The following is a 20746-nucleotide window of genomic DNA, read 5'->3' as shown; positions in this document are numbered from 1 at the left end:
GGCGGCCACAGGGAAGCAGGAGCGCGTGAGCGGCGAGTCGCGCCCTCGCGCGGGCCCCGGTGGCTGCCGTCCCCCTCTGCGGTCGTCGAGCCGGGCGAAGAGGACGGCCGCCCTCGCCGGCACCCGCGGACATCCGCCGACCGGGGGCGGCGGGGTGCGCCGTCCTGAGTGGCCCGGTGGCCACCCGTGGCCTTAGAGCCGCGAACAAAAGGGGCGCCCCGCTTCGCCCCTGGGGAGCCCTCCGTCCGGGAGAATGCGGAGAATGCGGACATCGGAGAGTGTCCCCACCGGCAGCGGAAGTGAGCCCCATGCAGTCCTCGGTCGTCGTGTTCACCTGCGATCTGCGCCTGTCGGACCATCCGCCGTTGCGGGCGGCCCTGCGCGGAGGACGCCGGGTGGTGCCGCTGTTCGTGCGTGACCCGGCCGTGGACGCAGCGGGTTTCGCCGCGCCGAACCGGCTCGCTTTCCTCGCCGACTGCCTGCGGGACGTGGACGCCCGGCTGCGGGCGCGGGGCGGGCGGCTGGTCGTGCGCGAGGGCGACACGGTCACACAGGTGTGCCGGGTGGCCGCCGAGGCGGACGCCGACGAGGTGCACATGGCCGGCGACGTGAGCACCTTCGCGCACGGCCGCGAACGGCGGCTGCGCCGGGCGCTGGAGGCAGGCGGCCGGCGTCTGTACGTGCACGACACGGTGAGCACCGCCGTGGCGCCGGGCGCGGTGACACCTGCCTCCTCCGACCACTTCGCGGTGTTCACGCCGTACTACCGGCGCTGGTCCGCGCAGGGCCTGCGGGACGTGCTGGACGTGCCGCGTGCGATCACCGTGCCGCCGGAGGTGGGCTCCGCCCCGCTGCCGGAGCGCGCCGCGGTGAGCGGTGTGTCGCCGGGACTGTGCGCGGGCGGCGAGACGGAGGGGCGGCGCAGGCTGACGGCGTGGCTGCGCTCGGGTGTGGAGGCCTACGAGGAACGGCACGACGACCTGGCGGGCGACGCCACCTCGCGGCTCTCCCCGCACCTGCACTTCGGCACGCTGTCGCCGGTCGAGGTCGTGCACCGGGCCCGCAGGGCCGGCGGCGCGGGCGCGGAGGCGTTCGTGCGGCAGATCGCCTGGCGCGACTTCCACCGCCAGGTGCTCGCCGCACGTCCCGACGCCGCCGCACACGACTACCGCACGCGCGGGGACCGGTGGCGCGCCGGGAAGGACGCGGAGGCCGACGCCGAGGCGTGGCGGGAGGGCCGCACCGGCTATCCCGTCGTGGACGCGGCGATGCGGCAGCTGCGCCACGAGGGGTGGATGCACAACCGGGGGCGGCTGCTGACCGCGAGCTTCCTCGCCAAGACGCTGTACGTCGACTGGCGGCTGGGCGCCCGGCACTTCCTGGACCTGCTCGTCGACGGCGACGTGGCGAACAACCAGCTGAACTGGCAGTGGGTGGCGGGCACGGGCACCGACACCCGGCCCAACCGGGTCCTCAACCCGGTCGCCCAGGGCAGACGCTACGACCCGCAGGGGGCGTACGTGCGGCGCTGGGTGGCGGAACTGGCGGACGTGCCGGGGGCGTCCGTGCACGAACCGTGGAACCTTCCGGACCGGGAGCGCGCCATGGCCGCATACCCGGAACCGGTGGTGTCCCTGGCGGAGGGCCTGGACCGCTTCAGGCGGGCCCGGGGCCGCGCGTAAAGGCTGCGTGCGACGCCCTGCGGGCCGCCGGACACCACGGAAAGCTCGTGCGTACACCGCCCCCTGTCCGGCGCACGGATGCCGGACGGCCTCGTTCCCGGTTCGGCGCATGGTGCCGGCCCGGGCTGCTCGACGCGCGTCGGCCCGGGAGAACGGGCGGGGCGCGTCAGCGCCGGTCACGGCTCTCTGCGCTCGGTCCTGGTGGCGCCGGGGCGCAGAGCGGGCACCCGCGGGCGATGGCGTGCGGCCGGTCGTGCAACGCTTCGGTACGGCTCAGGACGAACGCCTGGGCGCGCCGCTGAGCGCCATGGGCGGACGGGCGACCGGCACCTCTTTGCCTCGCTCGTGCCCGTCACTCGCTTGCGCTGCCGGAAGGGACGGCGCGCCGCCGTCCGTCGAAGGTGGTACCTGACAGGGGCACGGCCTGCCGCCCTGTTCCGGACGATCCGGTGAACGGCATCCTGGCGCGGCAAGGCGCGCCGGTGGAGCGAGGGAAGGTACCGCGGCATGTCAGAGCGCACCGTGACGGAGCCCGAGCCCGCCTGGGCGGCCAGGTGGGCGGGAGCCTTGTTGTGCCTCGTGGTGGCCGGCATCCACGTCGTGGACCAAGGCGGTGTCACGGCGACGCGCGACCCCTCTTACGTCGGCATCGCCTACCACGTCCTGGAGATCGCGGCCGTGGTCGCCGCCGTGCTGCTCCTCATGCGCCTCGTCCGCCCTGGCTGGCTGCTGGCAGCCGGGGTCGCCGCCGGGCCCGTGGTGGGTTACATCCTCTCCAGGGGCCCAGGACTTCCCGACTACACGGATGACGTCGGGAACTGGACGGAGCCGCTGGGCCTGGCCAGCCTCGCCGTGGAGGGAGCCCTGCTCCTCGTGTCCGTACCGCTCCTCGTATGGAGTCTGCGCCCCAGACGCTGAAGACAGGCACGGTCCCCTGCCGGGGAGCACCGCGAGAAAACGGCAGGGGCCTGACGGAGGGGACGGAGGCCTCCTGCCCGTCCAGTGCGGTACATGTGGGGGGCGTGCCGTCCCGGCCTGAGCCGTGCGTACGACGGCTCGGGCCGGACCGGTCAGCGCCGTGACCGCCTCGGTCAGCGCTGCCCGGCGCCCGAGCCGAAGGAAGAGCTGCCGGGCGACGACCGACCGCGAGGAGTGACACCGAGGCAGGCAGGAGCCGGCGCGGCCCGGCCTCCCCCTCTTCGCGGCTCACCTCACCGGCCTGGCACTCGCGCCCCGCGCCGCTGCTCCGGCGTCCTGCCGCCCGCGTTCCCCTGCTCCTCGTCCGGACGCAGGCACTCGATCAGGTAGTCCCCGGTGTCGGGAGCGCGGGTCACTCCGTGCGTCTCGCTGCCGAAACCGGGGAAGCGGCGGTCGAAGGACTCCAGGGCGCTCAGGTAGCGCAGCAGGGGACCGTCCGCCTCTCCGACGCTCTCACCCGGCATGAGGACCGGGATGCCGGGTGGCGTCACCGTGACCATGGCCGCGGCGACCCGGCCCGGTGCGTCCGCCAGACGGATCCGTTCCGTGCCGCCGCGGACCAGACGCTGGTAGCACAGCTGGGGTGGGGCGACGGGCTCCGGGAGCTGCTGGAACGCGGTGTCGAGCAGCTCGACCAGGCGGGCCTCGCGCAAGTGGTCGTGCATCTCCTGGCACAGGTCGCGCAGGCCCCGTCCGGCGTAGCGCCGGGGGTGCTCGGCGATCAGCGCGGGCAGCACACGCTCCAGCGGCGCGTCCTCGTCGTACAGATCCTTGAAGTCCATCAGCGCGTCGAGCAGCGTGCCCCACTTGCCCTTGGTGATGCCCATGGAGAACAGCACCAGCGTGGTGTAGCTGTCGGTCTTCTCCACGACGATGCCGCGCGCGGTCAGGTAGGCGGTGAGCACCCGCGCCGGGATGCCCCAGTCGGCCATCGCACCGGTCGCGTCGAGCCCCGGGCAGGTCAGGGTGACCTTGATCGGGTCGAGCATGCAGTAGCCGTCGGTCAGGCCGGGGAAGCCGTGCCAGTCCGCGTCGGGTGCGAGGTGCCAGCAGGAGGGCTCGGTGCGCAGCAGGTCCGCCGGAGCCTCGTCGAACGGCAGCCGCGCCCCGCTCACCGGGTCGGTCACCTCACGCGGCTGCCACACCCCGAAGAACCAGGACGGCCGGTCCGCGGCGGCCTGGATACGCCGCCCGATCCGCACCATCTCCTGACGGAACCGCACCGCCTCCGTCACCGCCTCGTCGACCAGCCACTGCCCTTGCGGACCGTCCATCATGGCCGTGGCCACGTCCAGGGAGGCGATCATGGGATACAGCGGCGACGTCGTGCCGTGCATCATCAGCGCCTCGTTGAACCGGTCGTGTTCCACCGGCGCCCGCGGCGCGGACCTCACGTGCACCATGGCGCCCTGCGACAACGCCGCCAGCAGTTTGTGGGTGGACTGGGTCGCGAAGATCGTCGGCCGCTCCGGGCCGGGGAAGACCTCCTCGTCCACCGCCATGCCGTAGCGCCCCGCGTAGAGCGGATGGAAACGGGCGTACGCGAACCACGCCTCGTCGAAGTGCAGGCGGGGCGTGCCGGCCGCGAAGGCCCGGGCCGCCGTCGCCGCGTCGTAGCACAGCCCGTCGTACGTGGAGTTGGTGAACACCGCGTACTGGGCACGCGAGGACACCGCGTCCTGCGTGAGAGGGTTCGCCGCGATCCGCGCCGCCACCGCGTCGGCGGCGATCTCGGCCGGCGGCAGCGGTCCGGCGAGGCCGTAACCGTTGCGGGTCGGGACCAGGTACACCGGGCGGGCGCCGGAGACGACCAAGCCGCGCAGGACCGACTTGTGGCAGTTGCGGTCAACCAGGGCGATCTCGTCGCGGGTCACGCTGAAGTGACCGACCAGGCGGTTGCAGGTGGAGTCGCCGTGCAGGACGAAGTACGTGTGGTCGGAGCCGAAGACCCGCGCCGCGTTCCGCTCCGCCTCGCCGATCGGGCCGGTGTGCTCGAACAGCGAGCCGAGCTGCTCCACCGAGATCGACAGGTCGCTGCGCAGCAGCCGCTCCCCGAAGTAGTCGTGGAACGCCCGGCCGACGGGCGACTTGAGGAAGGCGACCCCGCCGGAGTGCGCCGGGGTGTGCCAGGAGTACTCGTGCGCGTCGTCGAAGCGCCGCAGCGCTTTGAAGAACGGCGGGAGGAGGGCCTCCTGGTAGGACCGCGCGGCAGTGCTGATCCGCCCCGCGATGAACACCGGCGTGTCCTCCAGCGGCCACACATAGCCCACCACCGACTGCGACACCCACAGCGGCAGCTCGCGCAGCCCTTCGCCCGCCATGACCAGGTACACCGGCAGGTTCTGGAACCGCTGGCCGATCCGGCGCAGCACCGCCGCGCCGCCCGGCTCGTCCTCGCCTCCGGGCGGAAGGTCCCAGGCGACCACCGCGGCGGCCAGACCGGCCTCCGTCCTGAGCACCGCCTCGGCGTCACAGGCGCTCACCACCCACCGGACGTGCAGGCCGCGCGCCCGGATCCCCTCGGCGATGCGCGCCAGCTGCCCGGCGGTGGCGCTCCTGTCCTCCGGATGCTCCGCCACCGCCACCAGAACCGTGCCGTCGGCCATGCCGTCCCCCTTCCCCCGTGGCCCGTGCCACCCCTCCCATCAGTGTTCGCCCTCTCCGCACGCACGATCGGCCGGCGAACGGTCAAACCACCTCTTCGACGTACACCGCGAACTGCGTCTTGACGCCTTGGCGTTGGCGGTTCGGTATCCCACGGCGTCCGGCTTCACGGCGCCGGGAGCGAGCGCGGCAGTCGTGCGGTCTGCCGCGCTCTTCCGTGGCGCCGTGGCCGGTCCGGTGCCCCCGTACGTTCGCCGGTCAGCGCACCAGCCGGGGGTCGGCGTTGTGCACCAGTTCCAGGGCCTGCTGGGGGAACCACTTGCCGGCCGCCGGATCCGGGTAGCCCCGCTCGGGATCGTCGGGGCCCGCCGTGCCGCGCGTGCACTGTCCGTCCGACTCACCGGGGATCTTCACCCACAGCTCGGCGTCGGCCAGCGGGTCGCCCGTGTCGAGGGTCGGCCGGGCACCGGTGCCGCGGCCGGGCGGGTTGCACCACTCCTGCGGGTCGGAGTAGACACCGGCCGGCGGGGTCCACGGGCCCTGGCCGTTGCGGCTGGTGTCGGTGACGAAGTGCTTCATGGCGGACGGCGCCTCGTGCACATGTGCGTCGAGCCATGACTGGGCGTCGTTCACCGGCCACCACTGGTTCGGGCAGTCGGCCGCCGCGCCGCCGGCCGACACGTAGCTCAGGCAGGACGAGATCAGCTTGCCGTACCAGGCCAGTTCGCTGTCGGAGCGGTAGTTGGAGACGTTCAGGAAGAAGCCGGTGGCGTCACCGACGCCGCCGGTGACCAGGCGCGGCACGATGTCGTTGACGCTGTGCCAGCCGCTGTGCCCTGCGTCCAGGTAGACCTTGGTCCCGGCGAGCGGCTCCAGGGCGTCCACCGCGTAGTGGATCTCGGTGTAGCGCTCGGTGGTCCTGCTGCCCTGCGCATCGTCCTGGCCGCAGTCCGAGGGCAGCAGCGACAGGGAGTCCGGCTCCAGGACCACCGTGGCGGGCAGCCGTCCGATGCCCGCGCGCACGGCGTCGATCCACGCCTCGTACTGCGCCGTGTCGGCGGCGCCGCCGGCCGAGTACTGGGCGCAGTCCCGGCCTGGGATGTCGTAGAGCGCCAGCACCGGCAGCGCGTGGCGGCGGGCCGCGTCCACGACCGTCTTGTGCACCGACGTCCGCACCTCGTCGGGCGTGCCGTCGCCGAACCACACGGCCTGCGGGGTCAGCGTCATCGCCAGGACGCCGGCCGCGTCCCTGATCTTCCCCTGCCCTGCCAGCTCCAGGATCTGCCGGTGGGCGTCCGGGTTCGCGGGCGGCGTGTAGAGGGTGGTGGGCCGGGGCACCTGCGCCGGCGCCGCCGCTGCCGTCTGCGCGGGAACGGCGGCGAGCGCGGTCGCGGCCAGCGCGGCGGCGGCCACGGTGACGGTGAGCGGGCGGAGAGTTCCGCCGGTTCCCCCGGCTCTGGTGACCCGCCCGGTTCCCCCGACTCCTCTGCTTCCTCCGGTTCCTGCGGTCCGGTCGGCTCTGCCGGGTGTTCCAGTGCTTCCGGCATGGTCGCGTGCGCTCATGCGGATGGGCTCCTCGGATTCGTAGGGGTGGCCGTGCGCTTCCACGATGAGGTTGGGAGCGCTCCCATATACGGCACCAAGGAATTAACCCCTCATACGGGAGCCGCGTCAATCCCCTTGGCAGGCTCCAGGAAGTGAAGGTTCAGGAGGCTGTCGCGCTCCCCGCCGACTGCACTGGTCCGAGGTCTCGACACGGCGCCTGGGTACCGCATCCGTCGCCGTCGTCCTGGCGTGGGCCGGCTGATCGGAGGGCGAGCATGGCCGTGGCCGCGGGCCGCGAGTGCAGTCAGCTTGGCCACGGCCAGGAAGGCCGGCGGCGATCCGCCGTCCGACCACGACCGGTCTGGTCCCTTGTTCAATCTTCCGTGACGCGGATGATCGTCCTGCCCGGGCTGCGCTTGCCGGAGGCGAACGCGGCGGGCGCCTCGGTGAGCGGCCGCACAGCCCCGACGACCGGGGTGAGCCGGCCGTCCCGCACCCGGGTGGCGAGGTCGGTGAGCCGGGCGCGGTCGGGTTCGACGACGAAGAAGACCGCCCGCCCGTCCTTGGGCCGGACGCGGGGCGGCGCGACGATGGTGACCAGCGTGCCACCGGCCCGGACGAGCGCGGCCGAGCGGTCGAGGATGTCTCCGCCGATCACGTCGAGCACGACGTCGACCTCGCCGGCGTCCTCCAGGTTCTCGGTCTGCGGATCGATGAAGGTGTGAACGCCGAGGGCGAGTGCCCGGTCCCGGTCGGGGGCCCGGCCGGTGCCGATGACACGGGCGCCGGCTGCACGGGCGAGCTGTACGGCGATCGAGCCGACGCCGCCCGCGGCGCCGTGGATCAGGACGGTCTGGCCCGTCGTGAGGCGGCCGTGGTCGAACAGGCCCTGCCAGGCGGTCAGTCCGGAGATGGGAAGGGCTGCGGCGAGCGTGTGGTCGATGTCCGCAGGGAGGGTGCCTCTATGTCTTTCGTCAAGCGAGTCGAGGGTTCCTCGGTTCGTAGAAGGTTCCGTCGCGGAGCATGGCGAACAGGACGCTGATGCGGTGGCGGGCGAGGCGGAGGAGGGCCTGGGTGTGGGTCTTGCCGCGGGCTCGGCAGCGGTCGTAGTAGGTGCGGGAGGCGGGATCGTGCAGGGCCGCGAACGCGGAGAGGAACATCGCCCGTTTCAGCTGCCGGTTCCCGCCTCTGGGGGCGTGTTCACCATGGATCGACGTGCCGGACTGCCGGGTTGCCGGGGCGAGGCCGGCGTAGGAGGCCAGGTGGGCGGCGCTCGGGAAGGAGCGGCCGTCACCGACGGTGGTCAGGAGGACTGCGGCGGTCCTGACTCCGATGCCGGGCATCGACGTCAGGACCTCGGAAAGAGGGTGGGCCTCCAGCAGGGCTTCGATCCTGGCCTCCAGGGCCCGGCGTTGTTCGTGGACGGCGGCCAGCGACTTCGCCAGCGACGGGACGATCACGTCGAGAGTGCCGGTGCCCGGGACGACGACGGTCTGTTCGTCGAGCGCGGTGAAGATGTCGTCGACCAGCCGCTCGGCCATCCGCGGTGCCCTCGGACGGACGATCTCGACCAGCCTGCGGCGGCCTGCCTTGCGCAGGGCCTGCGGGGATCCATAGCGCTCGAGGAGCCAGGTGACGGCCGGGTGGTCCAGGCGGGGGCCGAGGACACGTTCGAGGCTGGGGTGGAACTGGGTGAGCAGGCCGCGGATGCGGTTGGAGGTGCGGTTGGCCTCGCCGGCGAGGTCCTGGTCGAAGCCGACCAGCACGGTCAGCTCGGCGGTGGCCTCGTCGGTCAGGACGAGGGTGCGCAGGGTGTGGGGCATGGTGCGGGCGGCGTCCGCGATGACGGCGGCGTCCTTCGCGTCGGTCTTGGCCTCGCCGGGGTAGAGGTCGGCGATCCTGCGCATCGCCAGGCCGGGCAGGTAGGCGACCTGGCAGCCGGTGTCCCGGGCGACGGTCAGCGGCAGGGCGCCGATGGAGGCGGGCTGGTCCACGACCACCAGGACGGTGCCGAACTTGGTCTTGAGCTTGTCGAAGACGGCCCGCAGCTTTGGTTCGCTGTTCGGCAACGCCTTGTCGAAGACCGTCTTCCCGGCCGGGGTCAGACCGTGTCCGTGATGCGTCTGCTTGCCGACGTCCAGGCCCAGGAAGACGTCCACCCCGTCGATGCTGATCACCGTGCCCCCACATGCGTCGATGCGTGCCGGCCCCAGGGTCGGGAGCCGTTCTCGCGCAGCCACGTTATGCAGACCTGCCGCCCGCGAGCGGCCGGGCATTGCGCCCGGCAGGACGGTGGTCGGACCTCTGATCAGCGTCTCCGACGGCACCCCTCGGACCCGGTGACACCACCCCCCAGGTCATCCGATCGACAGGGGGCAACAGTCATGCCGGGCCCGGAGGCCAGCGGCCCTCTTGCAGGACCGCGAAAAAGATAACGGGGCGAGGTTGCGGGCCTCCACCGCGGTGTACTCGGCGAGGCTGCCGTCGCGGGTCCAGTCGGCCAGGCCGAACACTCGCTGGCCGACACTGAGACCGGTGGTGCCGTACCCCAGCTCCACGACGACACCGGACAGCTCGTGCCCGGGCACGCTCGGCGTACGGTCGCGGCCGGCGCGATCGGTCCAGGTGCCGGGCCAGTCCAGCTCGCCACGGGTGAAGCCTGCGGCGTGCACCCGAACGATGACGTCGTTCTCGGCCGCGTGGGGATAGGGCATGTCCGTCACAGACATGCCGGCCGGGCCGGCGCCACGGTCTCGCACGGTGATGGCTTGCATACGGCTCCTCACTGGAGACAGGGCGACGCGACCACACGGCCCGCTCGCCCGCGGGACTCAGAGCTGCTGCCGGTCCATGTATGCCGCTCTGCGTGATCGTCATCACCTGCTCTCGCAGGAGACGAGTGCCGTGGGAGCGACGCGCACGGGTCGTCACGTCGTCCTCGTCGGGTACCGGTCGGCCCGGCCGGAGAGCGCCGATGACGCGCTCGACCTGGGTGGTGCCGGGCCGGACGAGCAGGGCCTGGGCGAGCGCTCGGGAAGAGCGGGCGCGGGCACGAAAAGAGCCTCCCCATGGATGTCGTATCCGGGCCAGAAGGCTCACTGCTGAAGGAGACTTCCCTTCGGACCGCGAGACCTAGGCCGATGGTCCGACGCGTTGCCCGATGTGTTTCATCCCGTCTGCTGGTCCCATGACGGAATGAGTGATCTTGTGAACGAGCCAGGGCCGGACATCCTTCTGCGCTTGGCCGAGGAGAAGAACGTCTGGCTGTGCACGGTGCGTCCGGATGGCTCCGCCCACGTCACACCGGTCTGGTTCGTCTACCAGAACTCACGGTGGTGGATCGGTTCGGACGACAGCTCCGTCAAAGTCAGGAACATCCGCGAGGAGCCCCGTGTGTCCCTGGCTCTGGAGGACGGCCGGTTCCCGGTCGTCGCCGAAGGAGACGCATCACTGATGCGTGAGGGCTTCCCCCACCAGGTCGTGGCCGCGTTCGAGCGGAAATACGGCTGGGACGTATCCGCTCCCACCCGTCCCGGCAGCAATCGAGTGCTGCTCGAAGTGCCTGTGCGCCGCTGGCTGCTGGCCGGCACGGCCCAGTGACGGCGGCAGGGGCCGGCCTCGAAACTGTGAGCCGACGAGGGTTTCCCTGGCTTCACGGCTCGGTGCATCGGCCCGATGGACGCTGGAGGGAGGCGTCCCGGTGACGTCAGGCGCTGCCGCTCCGCGAAGCCGGCGCCATCCTGCGCGCGGGGCCGGTGAGGTGGTGTTTCGTGAGGGGTTGCGGTTGCCGTTGCGGCAGCTTCTACGGTCGTGACCAGGGCCGGAGAGACCGGCCCTGGTGAGGCGAGAATGAGGGAGACGGTGATGGACTGGCCGATCGCGGAGGTGGCCCGGATGTCGGGCGTGACCGCCCGTACGCTGCGGCACTACGACCAGATCGGCCTGCTGCCGCCCGCCCGGATCGGGGCCAACGGCCACCGGTACTACGGCGAACGCCAGCTGTTGCTCCTGCAGCAGATCCTCGTCCTGCGGGCGCTGGGTCTCGGGCTGGAGGACATCGGCCGCGTCCTGGCCGAGCAGGTCGACGAGGTGGAAGCCCTGCGCGGCCACCACCGACGGCTGCTGGCCGAACGGGACCGGCTCGACACACTGGCCGCCACGGTCTCCCGCACGATCGCCGAACTGGAGCAGTCCAGGAAGGACGACACCCCCATGACCATCAACCGCCCGGAGAACCTTTTCGACGGCGTCCAGCCCGACCAGTACCAGGACAGCCTGCGCGACTTCCCCGCCCACGCCGAGCAGGTCGCCCGCCACGTCGCCGGCATGAGTCCGCAGGACATCGAGGCCGGACAGCGCGAGCGCACCGCCCAGATGATCCGCCTCGCCGAACTCCGGGCCGCCGGCCACCCGGCGGACTCCGAGCCGGTGCAGAGCGAGATCGACGCCCAGTACCGGGCCGTGACCGCCCTGCGCCCGGTGTCGGCGGAGGAGCACAGGGCCATGGGCCGGGCCTGCGTCGACAACCCCGCCTGGCGCGCCGCCTACGAGGCCATCGCACCTGGCCTCGCGGCGTTCCAGCGCGACGCCATCGAGGCCTACACCGCCGAGCGCCTCGGCTGAGTGGCGGCCCCGGGGCCGCCGCCACATTCCGGCCGCGCCCGCGGACGGCCCTCGCCGGCGAGGGCCGTCCGCGGGCGCGGTGACGGTCACGCCGTGTTCGTGGTGCGCGCCCGGTGGGCGGCGACGTGATGCCGGACAGTCTGTGCGGTCGCCTCCCGGGTTCAGGGCACGAAGACCAGGCGCTCGTCGGTCTTGTCGGTCCATGCCTCGGAGATCCGGGCGAGCGGTACCGCCCGGGCGCGGACGTCGATCGCGCCCTGTGCCACCGCTGTGGCCAGTTCCGGCAGTTCTTCGATGAAGTCACGGGCAGGGACCGAGCCTATGCCGCTGCCGATGATCTGCAACCGGGACGCCCGCAGCGCGGCGGACGGGATCGGCGCGAGCGGGCCGTCGACCGATCCGATCTGGATCCAGGTCAAGGGTGCACCGCGGTCGGCGCGGGCGGTGAGCAGCGGCATCATGGCACGGGCGGACGGTTCGCCCCACACGAAGTCGATCACGACGTCGACGTCGGCGGCGACCTGGATCTCGTCGAAGGTGATCGTCTCGTCCGCGCCCAGGTCCTTCAGCGCCTTGAGCCGGGTGGTGTCGCGTCCGGCGGCGATCACCCGCGCGGCGCCGAACCGCTTGGCGACCTGGATCGCCATGCGTCCGGCGCTGCCGGTGGCGCCGAGAACGAGGACGCTCCCGCCCCGCCGGAAGTCGATGCGGCGACGCAGCGCGACCCAGGACGCCATCCCCGGGTTCATCGCGGCGGCGATCCGGACCGGGTCGATGCCGTCCGGCAGGACCACGCTGCGGCGCAGGTCGATGACGGTGCGGTCGGCGAACGTGCCGAGAGCCGTGTCGTCCATGACCGCATAGCGAAGATCGCCCCAGGGATCGCGCACGACGGCATCGACGCCGGGCACGAGCGGGAGTGCGCCGGTGGCGGAGTAGTGCGAACCGTTCGCCTTGGCCCGGGTCAGATGGTGGAGCCCGGCTGCGAGGACCTCCACGACCACCTCGTTCTCCTGGCGGGCGACCGGATCGGGGTGCTCGCCGTAGATCGGCGGAGCGTCGAACGCCGTCACGATGGCGGCATGCATGGTGACCTCCCACGGGGAGTAGTTTGGATTACCAACTAAATCTACGATGATTGGTAATCCAAACCATGTCAGGTAGCATGCGGTCCATGACCACCGACGACTCCACGGACGCCGTCCTGGACGGCCTCGTCCGCAGCGCCTTCCAGATCATGGGCGTACTCACCCGCGTCGGCGCCGAGCACGACCTGTCGCTCACTCAGCTCCGCGTGCTCGGCATCCTCCGCGACCGCCGGCCCCGGATGACCGACCTCGCGGCCTTCCTCGGCCTGGACAAGTCGACGATGTCCGGTCTCATCGACCGTGCCGAACGCCGAGGACTGCTGGCCCGCGGCAGGAACCCGGACGACAGACGCGCCGTCGACGTCTTCCTCACCCCGGCCGGACTCGAACTCACGCAACGGCTGGACGGCGAGATCCGGGACGCCCTGGCGCCGGCGACCGGCCGGCTCGACCCGCAGCAGCGCCGTCAGCTCGCCCAGCTCCTGGAACCCGTCGTCACCCCGCCGCTGCCGGTCACGCGGCGCCCCCCGGCCCAGCGCTGAGCGGACTTGCCACCCCGGTGCCCACGTCCGGGGTCCTCGGATACCCACTCACGTCCCGGACGGCGAGCGAGCTGTCCTGCCCTCGCGGTCACTCACCCCCGGCGCCGCCGGGCCCGGCCTCACGGCAGGGACGGGCCGTCCACACTTCGTCCCGGCGTCCGGACCGGCCCGGCAGGGCCCACCCGTCGAGGCTCACGCCGCGGCGGGTGTGACATGGCAGGTCACAGACGTCCCACCCCGTCGGCGCCCGTGCCGTAGAGCGCGGCGATCTCCTCGGAGCCCGGCCAGCGGCTGTAGGTGGGGGACTGCGGCCACCCCTCGGGCGAGTCCTGCCATTCCTCCTGCCGCCCGTACGGCAGGAGGTCGATGAGCGCGAAGGTGTGCGTGAGCTGCTCGGTACCCCGACCGCTGGTGTGCCAGGTGCGGTAGACGGTGTCCCCGTCCCGCAGGAACACGTTCACCGCGAACGCTCCCCCGGGCGGTGCGCCGGCATCGGCTCCGAAGGAGCTGCCGGCGGTCGAGTACCAGGTCATCCGGTTGCCGACCCGCCGCTTGTACGCGAGTGCCTCGTCGATCGGGCCCTGGGTGACGACGACGAAACGCGCGTCATAGCCGGCCAGGAACTCCAGGCGGGTGAACTGCGCGGTGAAACCCGTGCAGCCCGGACACTGCCATTCCTTGCCGGGGAACCACATGTGGTGGTAGACGATCAGCTGCCGCTTGCCGTCGAAGACGTCCACCAGCCGGACCGGCCCGTCCTCGCCTTCGAGGACGTAGTCGGGCATCTCCACCATCGGCAGGCGGCGGCGCTCGGCGGCGATGGCGTCCAGCTCCCGGGTCGCGGCCTTCTCCCTGGCACGCAGTGTCCGGAGCCGGCGCTCCCAGGTGGCGGCGTCGACGACGGGCGGCAGGGGATGAGTGGTCATGGTCCACCTCACAGAGTTCAGGCGCGGCAGTCACCGGTCACAGGGGTTGACCGGGCCGGGACCCGGAACTCATCGCTCCCCTGTCCATCCGCTCACGCCGGGGCGGTCTCCGGCCGTCGCACCGCGGGCTGCGCAGGACCGAACTCGCCGTGGAGGCCCCTGCCCCCGCAGCCCCGAACCGGCCTGCCCCGGCCGTCGTCGAGAGCGGGAACGGCGTACGGGCTCGGCGTACGGGCGCACGGGTTCAGTTGCCGTCCGGCGGCAACGTCAAGTCGCTCCAGTCGAAGCCGGGGGCGGTGACGCAGGTGACGAGCACGGGGTCGCCACCGGCGGGGTGGGCACATTGCCACCTCCCGGCGGGAACGGCGGCCCCCAGCACCTGCCCGGCCGCCTGGTCGGGGCCCAGCAGGGTGGTGGAGGCCGTGTGGGCGTCGGGGTGAGGGCCGTGGGCGAGAGTGAGGGGGCTGCCACTGTGCCAGAGCCACAGCTCCTCGCCGGCTACGCGGTGCCAGCGGGACTGCTCACCGGGCGCGAGCAGGTAGTGGATGGCGCTGGCGGCCACGCGGCGCCCTTGTGCGGTGTCGACGTGCTCGCCCGCCGACCACAGCCTTCGGTACCAGCCGCCCTCGGGATGCGGCTCAAGACCGAGCCGCACGGCCAGAGCCGGGCGGTCCCGCCTGGGCTTGCCCTCACGGTGCACTGTCCTTCGTCCTTCCTGCCGCGCAAGACCGTGGCCCGCTCCTGCTCGGTCCTCCCCGATACCCTGACAACCCGGTGACCGCTCCCCCGCGTCACGGCCGTCCGAGGACGATCACTCCCACGAGCGCATGCCCGTGGGACGGCCCGGGCGAAGGCCCCCCGGCCACGGCGCGGTCGCCCGGCGCCAGGGCCGGCGAATGGACGGCCCGGGCGGATGCCTTGGCGGTCCGGACAGAAGTGGGCCCCGGCGTGCGGCGCCCGCTGGTCGGAACCCACTTCTGTCCGCAGCTGTTACCGGGTCCTGGGCGGTTCGTGCCGGGTGAAGGCGGCGATCAGCTCGTGAGGGGCGGCGTTGCCGGAATCGGCCGCGTGGGCCTCGGCGGTCGCGAAGTCGGCGGCCTCGGCGCTGCGCGGGAACAGCTCACGCTCGTACACGCTGAGCGCGGCCTCGACGTCTCCGGGATGTGCGGCCAGGGCCTTGCCGAGTTCGGCTCCGTCGAGCATGGCGAGGTTGGCGCCCTCGCCGTTGGGGGCCGCGAGGTGGGCGGCGTCACCGAGCAGGGTCACCCCCGGCACGCGGTCCCACCGGTGCCCGGTCGGCAGGGCGTAGAGGGGGCGCAGCACCGGCGCGGTGTCGGCGTCGGTGATCAGCGCGGTCAGCTCCGGCGCCCAGCCGTCGAATTCCTGCGCGATCCGGGCGGTGGCCGCGGCGGAGTCGGTGAAGTCGATGGCGTCGAACCAGTCCCGCGGCCGGGACAGCCCCACGTAGGCGTGCAGGGTGTCGCCCTTCTCCCGGTGGGCGAAGATCTCCCGGTCCGGCGTGACGGCGATCATCGACCCGGCGCCGACCGCCTTCGCCGCGGCCGGGTGCCGGACACCGGCGTCGAACAGGTAGGTGTCGACGACCGACCTGCCGGTGTACTCGGGGGTGACGGCGGAGAGCAGCGGCCGGATCTTGGACCACGCGCCGTCCGCGCCGACCAGCAGCGCGGCGACGACGGTGCTGCCGTCCGCGAACGTCACCTCGTGACGGCCGTCGCCGAGGCTCCGGGCGCCGATGACCTTGTGGCCCCACCGGACGGTGCCGGCCGGCAGCGAGTCGAGCAGGAGCTGCCGCAGCTCACCGCGCTGCACCTCGGGGCGCCCGCCCGTGCCGTCGTCGGCCTTGTCGAACAGGACGGTCCCGTCCGGATCGAGGACCCGCATCGCCTGCCGGCCCTCCAGGATCAGCGCGCGGAACTCGTCCGTCAGGCCGGCGGCTTCGAGCGCGATCTGCCCGTTGTAGTCGTGGATGTCGAGCATTCCGCCCTGGGCGCGGGAGGCCGGGGAGGGTTCCGCCTCGTAGACCGCGGCGGGTATTCCGTGCAGGTGCAGGACGCGGGCGAGGGCGAGGCCGCCGAGGCCCGCGCCGATGATCGTGACATCGCTGGTCATGGGTACGTTCTTCCTGTCGAGGGCGACTGGACGGGTTCCTGGCTGGTCATGCCGGAGCCCGTACCAGCGGGCCGGGACGGTGGTGCCGGTGACCGGCGCCGCTGACGAGCGGCGCCGGACGACTCCACTGTGCTGGCGCCCGGCGACAGAACACCGACAGGTCACCGGCCCCCGCCGACAACCTGCCTACAGCGGCCGACGGCTGAGCCACAGCCACCGACAGCCGGCCTACGAGCGACCGTCGGGCCGGCCACAGCGACCGGCCGGCCACCCGGCGGCGTCCGGCCGACGAGCGGGAGGAGCGGACAGGGCCCACCAGTCCTCGTTTCCGGTGGGCCTGCCCGCCGAGCGGAAGCCGTGGAGCGGAAGCCGTGCGGAACAAGTGCTGCGATCGTTCGGTCTACCGGACCAGACAGGGTCGCTTGGCGTCGAACTCCCAGCCGGGAATCAGATAGCGCATGCCGACCGAGTCGTCCCGCGCGCCCAGCGCCTTCTCCTGATACAGCTCGTGGGCGGCGAGGAGCCGGTCCATGTCGATCTGGACGCCGAGACCGGGGGCGTCGGGGACGGCGATCTCGCCGTCGACGATGCGAGGCGGCGCCACGGTGAGCTGCTCCAGGCCCTCCTGCCAGATCCAGTGGGTGTCCAGGGCGTTGTACTCCCCCGGTGCGGCGGCTCCGCAGTGGGTGACCATCGCCAGGGAGATGTCGAAGTGGTTGTTGGAGTGGCAGCCCCAGGTCAGGCCCATGGCGTTGCAGAGCTGGGCCACGCGCACCGAGCCCTGCATGGTCCAGAAGTGCGGGTCGGCCAGCGGAATGGAGACGGACTGCAGAGCGATGGCGTGGGTCATCTGCCGCCAGTCACAGGCGATCATGTTGGTCGCGGTGGGCAGGCCGGTGGCGCGGCGGAACTCGGCCAGGATCTCGCGCCCGGAGTAGCCGTCCTCGGCTCCGCAGGGGTCTTCGGCGTAGGCGAGGGTTCCGGCCAGGGGCGTGCACAGCTCGACGGCCTCGCGCAGCGACCAGGCGCCGTTGGGGTCGAGGGTGACGCGTGCCTGGGGGAAGCGCTCCTTGAGAGCGCGTACCGCCTTGACCTCCTCGGCGCCGTCGAGGACGCCGCCCTTGAGCTTGAAGTCGCGGAATCCGTAGAGCTCGTAGGTGGCCTCGGCCTGGCGGACGATCGCCTCGGGGGTCAGGGCCTCCTCGTGGCGGATGCGGTACCAGTCCACCGGTGCGCCGGGGGCACGGTGGTAGTCGAGGTCGGTGCGGTCGGGGTCACCGACGTAGAAGAGGTAGCCGAGGACGCGGACCGTGTCGCGCTGCAGGCCGTCGCCGAGGAGGGCCGCCACCGGTACGTCGAGGTGCTGGCCCAGGAGGTCGAGCAGTGCCGACTCGACGGCGGTGACGGCGTGGACGGTGGTGCGCAGGTCGAAGGTCTGGGCGCCGCGTCCGCCTGCGTCCCGGCCGGCGAAACGGTCCTGGATCTCGCGCAGGATCCGCTTGTAGTCGCCTGTCTTGGACCCGGTCACGAGGGATTCGGCGTCGCGCAGGGTCTGGGTGATCTTCTCGCCGCCGGGTACCTCCCCGAGGCCCGTGCGACCTTCGGAGTCCGTCAGGACGAGGACGTTGCGGGTGAAGCGGGGGGCGTGGGCTCCGGAGAGGTTCAGTGCCATGGAGTCGCGGCCCGCCACGGGGTAGACGGCGAAGGCGGTGACGGTCGGCTGCTTGGTGTTCATGCTTGCTTCGGACTCCTTGTGAAAGGTGTCGGCTCGGGCAGAGGATCGGCGTGCGGTTCAGTGTCACAGGCCCAGGCCGGTGACGGCCCACCGGCCGAGGCTTCTCCCACATCCCGGACGTGACGTCGCGGCCCGGCCCCACCTCCCGGTGCTGAGCCCCCTCTCACCGCGCGGCTCTGAGGAGACGCGCCGGGCTGTCCGGTGTCCCGGTCTCCGACCGGCTGCTGCATCCGGCCCACCCCCCATACCGAGCGGCTCACTTATGGTTCCCGCACACATGCCCTGCCGCTGTGTCGGCTGCCTAGTGTGGTCCGCCGCGGTGGGACGCAGCCGTGGACACGCGAGGAGAGGGCGGGAGCATGGGGTGCAGGCAGAGCCGTACGGGGCGGTGGAGGATGCTGCTCGCCCTGCTGCTGGCGGTGGCGGCCGGGCCGGTGGCCGGCGCCGGCCCGGCGTCCGCCGCCGGGCCGACGCCCTCCTACCTCACTCTGGAGGCGAGTTACGGGGCCGGAACCGTCTCGAACGGCTGGGAACGTGTGGAGCGCTACCTCGACACCACCGCCGGGTTCCGCACCGAGGGCTATCCCCCCGACGGCCGTGGTGACCAGGACGGGAAGCGGGTCACGTACTTCGGCGGGGTCTCCCGCCCGTACTCCGGCCGCTTCCTGCTCTACTCCGCCCCCGGCTGGAACACCGGCACGCGCACCACACCCGTCCTCCTCGTCCACGGCGCGAACGACAACGCGGACCGCGCCTGGGCGGATCCGGGTGAGGCGGGCGGATACGGCTGCGGCGCCCTGTCCTGCCCGTCCACCGGTCTGATGCAGTACCTGGCCGGACGCGGCCACCGCGTCTTCGCCGTCGGCTTCGCGCACAAGCAGGGCGACAACCTGATGCAGGCGCAGGTCGTCGGTGACGCCGTCGCCGTCGTCAAGGCCAGGCTCGGTGTCGACAAGGTCGACCTCGTCGGCTGGAGCAAGGGCGAGATGTCGGCGCGCGCCTACGTCTCGTCGCTGAAGCCGGACTGGGGACGGGCGTACGCCGGTGACGTGCGCAGGCTGATCACCGTCGGCGGTCCGAACGGCGGCTACGACTACCCCTACGCACACGGCTGGGCGCACGACTTCTCCATCTGGCCCGAGTGCGGCGGTACGGTCAACGCGCCCTCCCCGCACTCGCGGATGACCTGCTACGGCCAGTACACCGCGCACCCCGAGTACGCGATGACGCCCTCCGGCGGCTACGACGACTATCCCGGCCAGCGCCAGATGCTGGCCCGCTGGGACGGGACGTACGGGGTCGACGGCACCGCGCAGGACTGGTACACGACGTACTACGGCGGCCAGGGCCTCTACACCGCGGGCAGCGGCATCCAGGCCGCCATCGACGCGGGGTCGCTGATCGAGCCGCTGCACGCCGCCGGCGTACCCGCCTCCGTCACCACCTACCTGCTGGCCGGCGGATCCCCGGACGTCGTCGGCATCTTCAACGAGAACCGCGGGCCCAGCGACGGTGTCGTCCTCATCGCCAGCGCACTCGACACCACCGGTGTCCGCACGGTCGGCGCCACCGCCACCGTCGCCGGAGCCAACCACCTGGAGCTGGGCTGGAACAGCTCGGCCGCCGCCCAGATCGCCACCTGGCTCTCGTGACGGGCCGACCGACACCGGACAAGGCAGGACCGCACATGACCACGCACAGCATCCGCACCCGCCGTGTACCCACCGGCCGGCTCACCGTCCAGGTCTGCGAGGTGCGGGACGAGGGCGAGCCGGTCGTCTTCGTCCACGGCAACGTCTCCTCCTCCGCCTTCTGGCACACCACCATGGCCCTGCTCCCGGACCGTTACCGCCCCCTCGCGCCGGACCTGCGCGGTTTCGGCGGCACCGACCCGCTGCCCGTCGACGCCACGCGCGGCCTGCGCGACCACGCCGACGACCTCGCCGCGCTGCTGACGGCCCTCGGGATCGACCGGGCGCACTTGGTGGGCTGGTCCATGGGCGGGGGCGTGGTCATGCAGTACCTGTGCGACCGTCCGGCCGCCGTGCGCTCCATGACCCTGGTCAACCCGGTGTCACCGTACGGCTTCGGCGGGACCCACGGGGTGGACGGCGTCCTCAACTCCGAGGACGGGGCGGGATCGGGCGGCGGCACGGCCGACGCGGAGTTCGTCACGCGCCTCGCCGGCGGTGACCGCGGCGGGGACTCCCCGGCCGCGCCCCGCTCCGTCCTGGCGAACTGCTACGTCAAGCCGCCGTGGCGCCCCGGGGCCGAGCGCGAGAACGCCTACGTGGAGTCCATGCTCACCACACGTACCGGCGACGGCCACTACCCGGGCGACAGCGTGCCGTCCCCCGCGTGGCCGGGCGTCGCCCCCGGCACCCGGGGGGTGCTCAACTCCCTCTCACCGCTGTACTTCCGGGTCGACGGGCTGCACCTGGCCGACCCCAAACCGCCGGTGCTGTGGGTCCGCGGCCAGGACGACGTGATCGTCTCGGACACCTCGATGTTCGACCTGGCGCACCTGGGCTCGATCGGCGCGGTGCCCGGCTGGGACGGCACGCCCGCCCAGCCGATGGTGGCGCAGACCCGGCAGGTCCTGGACCGCTACGCCGCGCACGGCGGCACGGTACGGGAGATCGTCATTCCCGGTGCCGGGCACGCGGTGCACCTGGAACGTCCCGCGGAGTTCGGCGCGGCCCTGCTGGCCGTCCTGACGGCCTGACACCGTCTCGGAGGACTCGGGCGGTTGCTGTGTCCGGGGCAGGCAGGGCCCGGCAGGCATGGGGCGGGCGGGTCGTCGACGCGGTCCCGTCATGGCCGAACCGCCGGCCGTAGGCGTGGGAATGTGCGTCCCGGGCGGGGATCCCGGCTCGCGCCGCGCCGTCCG

Annotated in this window: 15 protein-coding genes and 2 pseudogenes; 7 read left to right on the top strand and 10 right to left on the bottom strand. The window is 72.5% G+C overall.

Annotation, left to right across the window (positions count from 1 at the left end):
* Window positions 1–308: 308 nt before the first annotated feature.
* Together AC6I72_RS30335 and AC6I72_RS30330 are read left to right on the top strand one after the other, a co-directional pair.
* Window positions 309–1682, top strand: a complete 1374-nt coding sequence (locus tag AC6I72_RS30335) for a cryptochrome/photolyase family protein (RefSeq protein WP_498004328.1) — start codon at window positions 309–311, stop codon at window positions 1680–1682.
* A 507-nt stretch (window positions 1683–2189) separates the two neighbouring features.
* Window positions 2190–2600, top strand: a complete 411-nt coding sequence (locus tag AC6I72_RS30330) for a hypothetical protein (RefSeq protein ID WP_498004327.1) — start codon at window positions 2190–2192, stop codon at window positions 2598–2600.
* Between the two features lie 293 nt (window positions 2601–2893).
* On the opposite strand, the gene AC6I72_RS30325 is transcribed toward AC6I72_RS30330, so the two are convergent.
* The 5 genes and pseudogenes from AC6I72_RS30325 to AC6I72_RS30305 form a co-directional block, all read right to left on the bottom strand.
* Entirely contained in the window at window positions 2894–5266 is a 2373-nt protein-coding gene (locus AC6I72_RS30325; protein WP_498004326.1) for an Orn/Lys/Arg family decarboxylase, read from the bottom strand.
* Window positions 5267–5522: 256 nt separating this feature from the next.
* The gene (locus tag AC6I72_RS30320) at window positions 5523–6677 is read right to left on the bottom strand and encodes a glycoside hydrolase family 6 protein (RefSeq protein ID WP_498004325.1); all 1155 of its coding nucleotides are present in this window, start codon (window positions 6675–6677) and stop codon (window positions 5523–5525) included.
* Window positions 6678–7182: 505 nt separating this feature from the next.
* Window positions 7183–7770, bottom strand: a pseudogene (locus AC6I72_RS30315) (NADP-dependent oxidoreductase); the annotation flags it as partial.
* 13 nt (window positions 7771–7783) lie between these two features.
* On the bottom strand, window positions 7784–8986 hold the full coding sequence (locus tag AC6I72_RS30310) for an IS110 family RNA-guided transposase (protein WP_498004324.1): 1203 nt from the start codon (window positions 8984–8986) through the stop codon (window positions 7784–7786).
* Between the two features lie 255 nt (window positions 8987–9241).
* Window positions 9242–9583: pseudogene (locus AC6I72_RS30305) on the bottom strand (alcohol dehydrogenase catalytic domain-containing protein); the annotation flags it as partial.
* A gap of 421 nt (window positions 9584–10004) precedes the next feature.
* Between AC6I72_RS30305 and AC6I72_RS30300 the strand changes: the two are divergent.
* Together AC6I72_RS30300 and AC6I72_RS30295 are read left to right on the top strand one after the other, a co-directional pair.
* On the top strand, window positions 10005–10409 hold the full coding sequence (locus AC6I72_RS30300) for a pyridoxamine 5'-phosphate oxidase family protein (RefSeq protein WP_498004323.1): 405 nt from the start codon (window positions 10005–10007) through the stop codon (window positions 10407–10409).
* A gap of 264 nt (window positions 10410–10673) precedes the next feature.
* Window positions 10674–11432, top strand: coding sequence for a MerR family transcriptional regulator (locus AC6I72_RS30295; RefSeq protein WP_498004322.1), 759 nt, complete (start codon window positions 10674–10676; stop codon window positions 11430–11432).
* Between the two features lie 161 nt (window positions 11433–11593).
* On the opposite strand, the gene AC6I72_RS30290 is transcribed toward AC6I72_RS30295, so the two are convergent.
* Window positions 11594–12520, bottom strand: coding sequence for a quinone oxidoreductase family protein (locus AC6I72_RS30290; RefSeq protein ID WP_498004321.1), 927 nt, complete (start codon window positions 12518–12520; stop codon window positions 11594–11596).
* 86 nt (window positions 12521–12606) lie between these two features.
* On the opposite strand from AC6I72_RS30290, the gene AC6I72_RS30285 reads away from it, so the two are divergent.
* Window positions 12607–13062 (top strand): MarR family winged helix-turn-helix transcriptional regulator, encoded by a 456-nt coding sequence (locus AC6I72_RS30285; protein WP_498004320.1) that lies wholly within the window; start codon window positions 12607–12609, stop codon window positions 13060–13062.
* Between the two features lie 221 nt (window positions 13063–13283).
* Here AC6I72_RS30285 and AC6I72_RS30280 read toward each other — a convergent pair whose 3' ends face one another.
* The 4 genes from AC6I72_RS30280 to AC6I72_RS30265 form a co-directional block, all read right to left on the bottom strand.
* Window positions 13284–13988: a DUF899 domain-containing protein gene (locus tag AC6I72_RS30280; RefSeq protein ID WP_498004319.1), complete on the bottom strand. Its 705-nt coding sequence runs from the start codon at window positions 13986–13988 to the stop codon at window positions 13284–13286.
* Window positions 13989–14232: 244 nt separating this feature from the next.
* Window positions 14233–14688: a cupin domain-containing protein gene (locus tag AC6I72_RS30275; protein WP_498004318.1), complete on the bottom strand. Its 456-nt coding sequence runs from the start codon at window positions 14686–14688 to the stop codon at window positions 14233–14235.
* Between the two features lie 290 nt (window positions 14689–14978).
* Complete coding sequence (locus AC6I72_RS30270) at window positions 14979–16121, bottom strand: FAD-dependent oxidoreductase (protein ID WP_498004317.1); 1143 nt, start codon at window positions 16119–16121, stop codon at window positions 14979–14981.
* 400 nt (window positions 16122–16521) lie between these two features.
* Entirely contained in the window at window positions 16522–17856 is a 1335-nt protein-coding gene (locus AC6I72_RS30265) for an enolase C-terminal domain-like protein (protein ID WP_498004316.1), read from the bottom strand.
* Window positions 17857–18215: 359 nt separating this feature from the next.
* On the opposite strand from AC6I72_RS30265, the gene AC6I72_RS30260 reads away from it, so the two are divergent.
* Both AC6I72_RS30260 and AC6I72_RS30255 read left to right on the top strand, forming a co-directional pair.
* Window positions 18216–19508 carry an esterase/lipase family protein gene (locus AC6I72_RS30260; protein ID WP_498004315.1) on the top strand — a complete coding sequence of 431 codons (1293 nt, stop codon included), beginning with the start codon at window positions 18216–18218 and terminating at the stop codon, window positions 19506–19508.
* 35 nt (window positions 19509–19543) lie between these two features.
* On the top strand, window positions 19544–20581 hold the full coding sequence (locus AC6I72_RS30255; RefSeq protein WP_498004314.1) for an alpha/beta fold hydrolase: 1038 nt from the start codon (window positions 19544–19546) through the stop codon (window positions 20579–20581).
* Window positions 20582–20746 lie beyond the last annotated feature (165 nt).

Source organism: Streptomyces sp. Xyl84, assembly GCF_059731885.1.
This window is presented reverse-complemented; position numbering and strand designations above follow the sequence as displayed.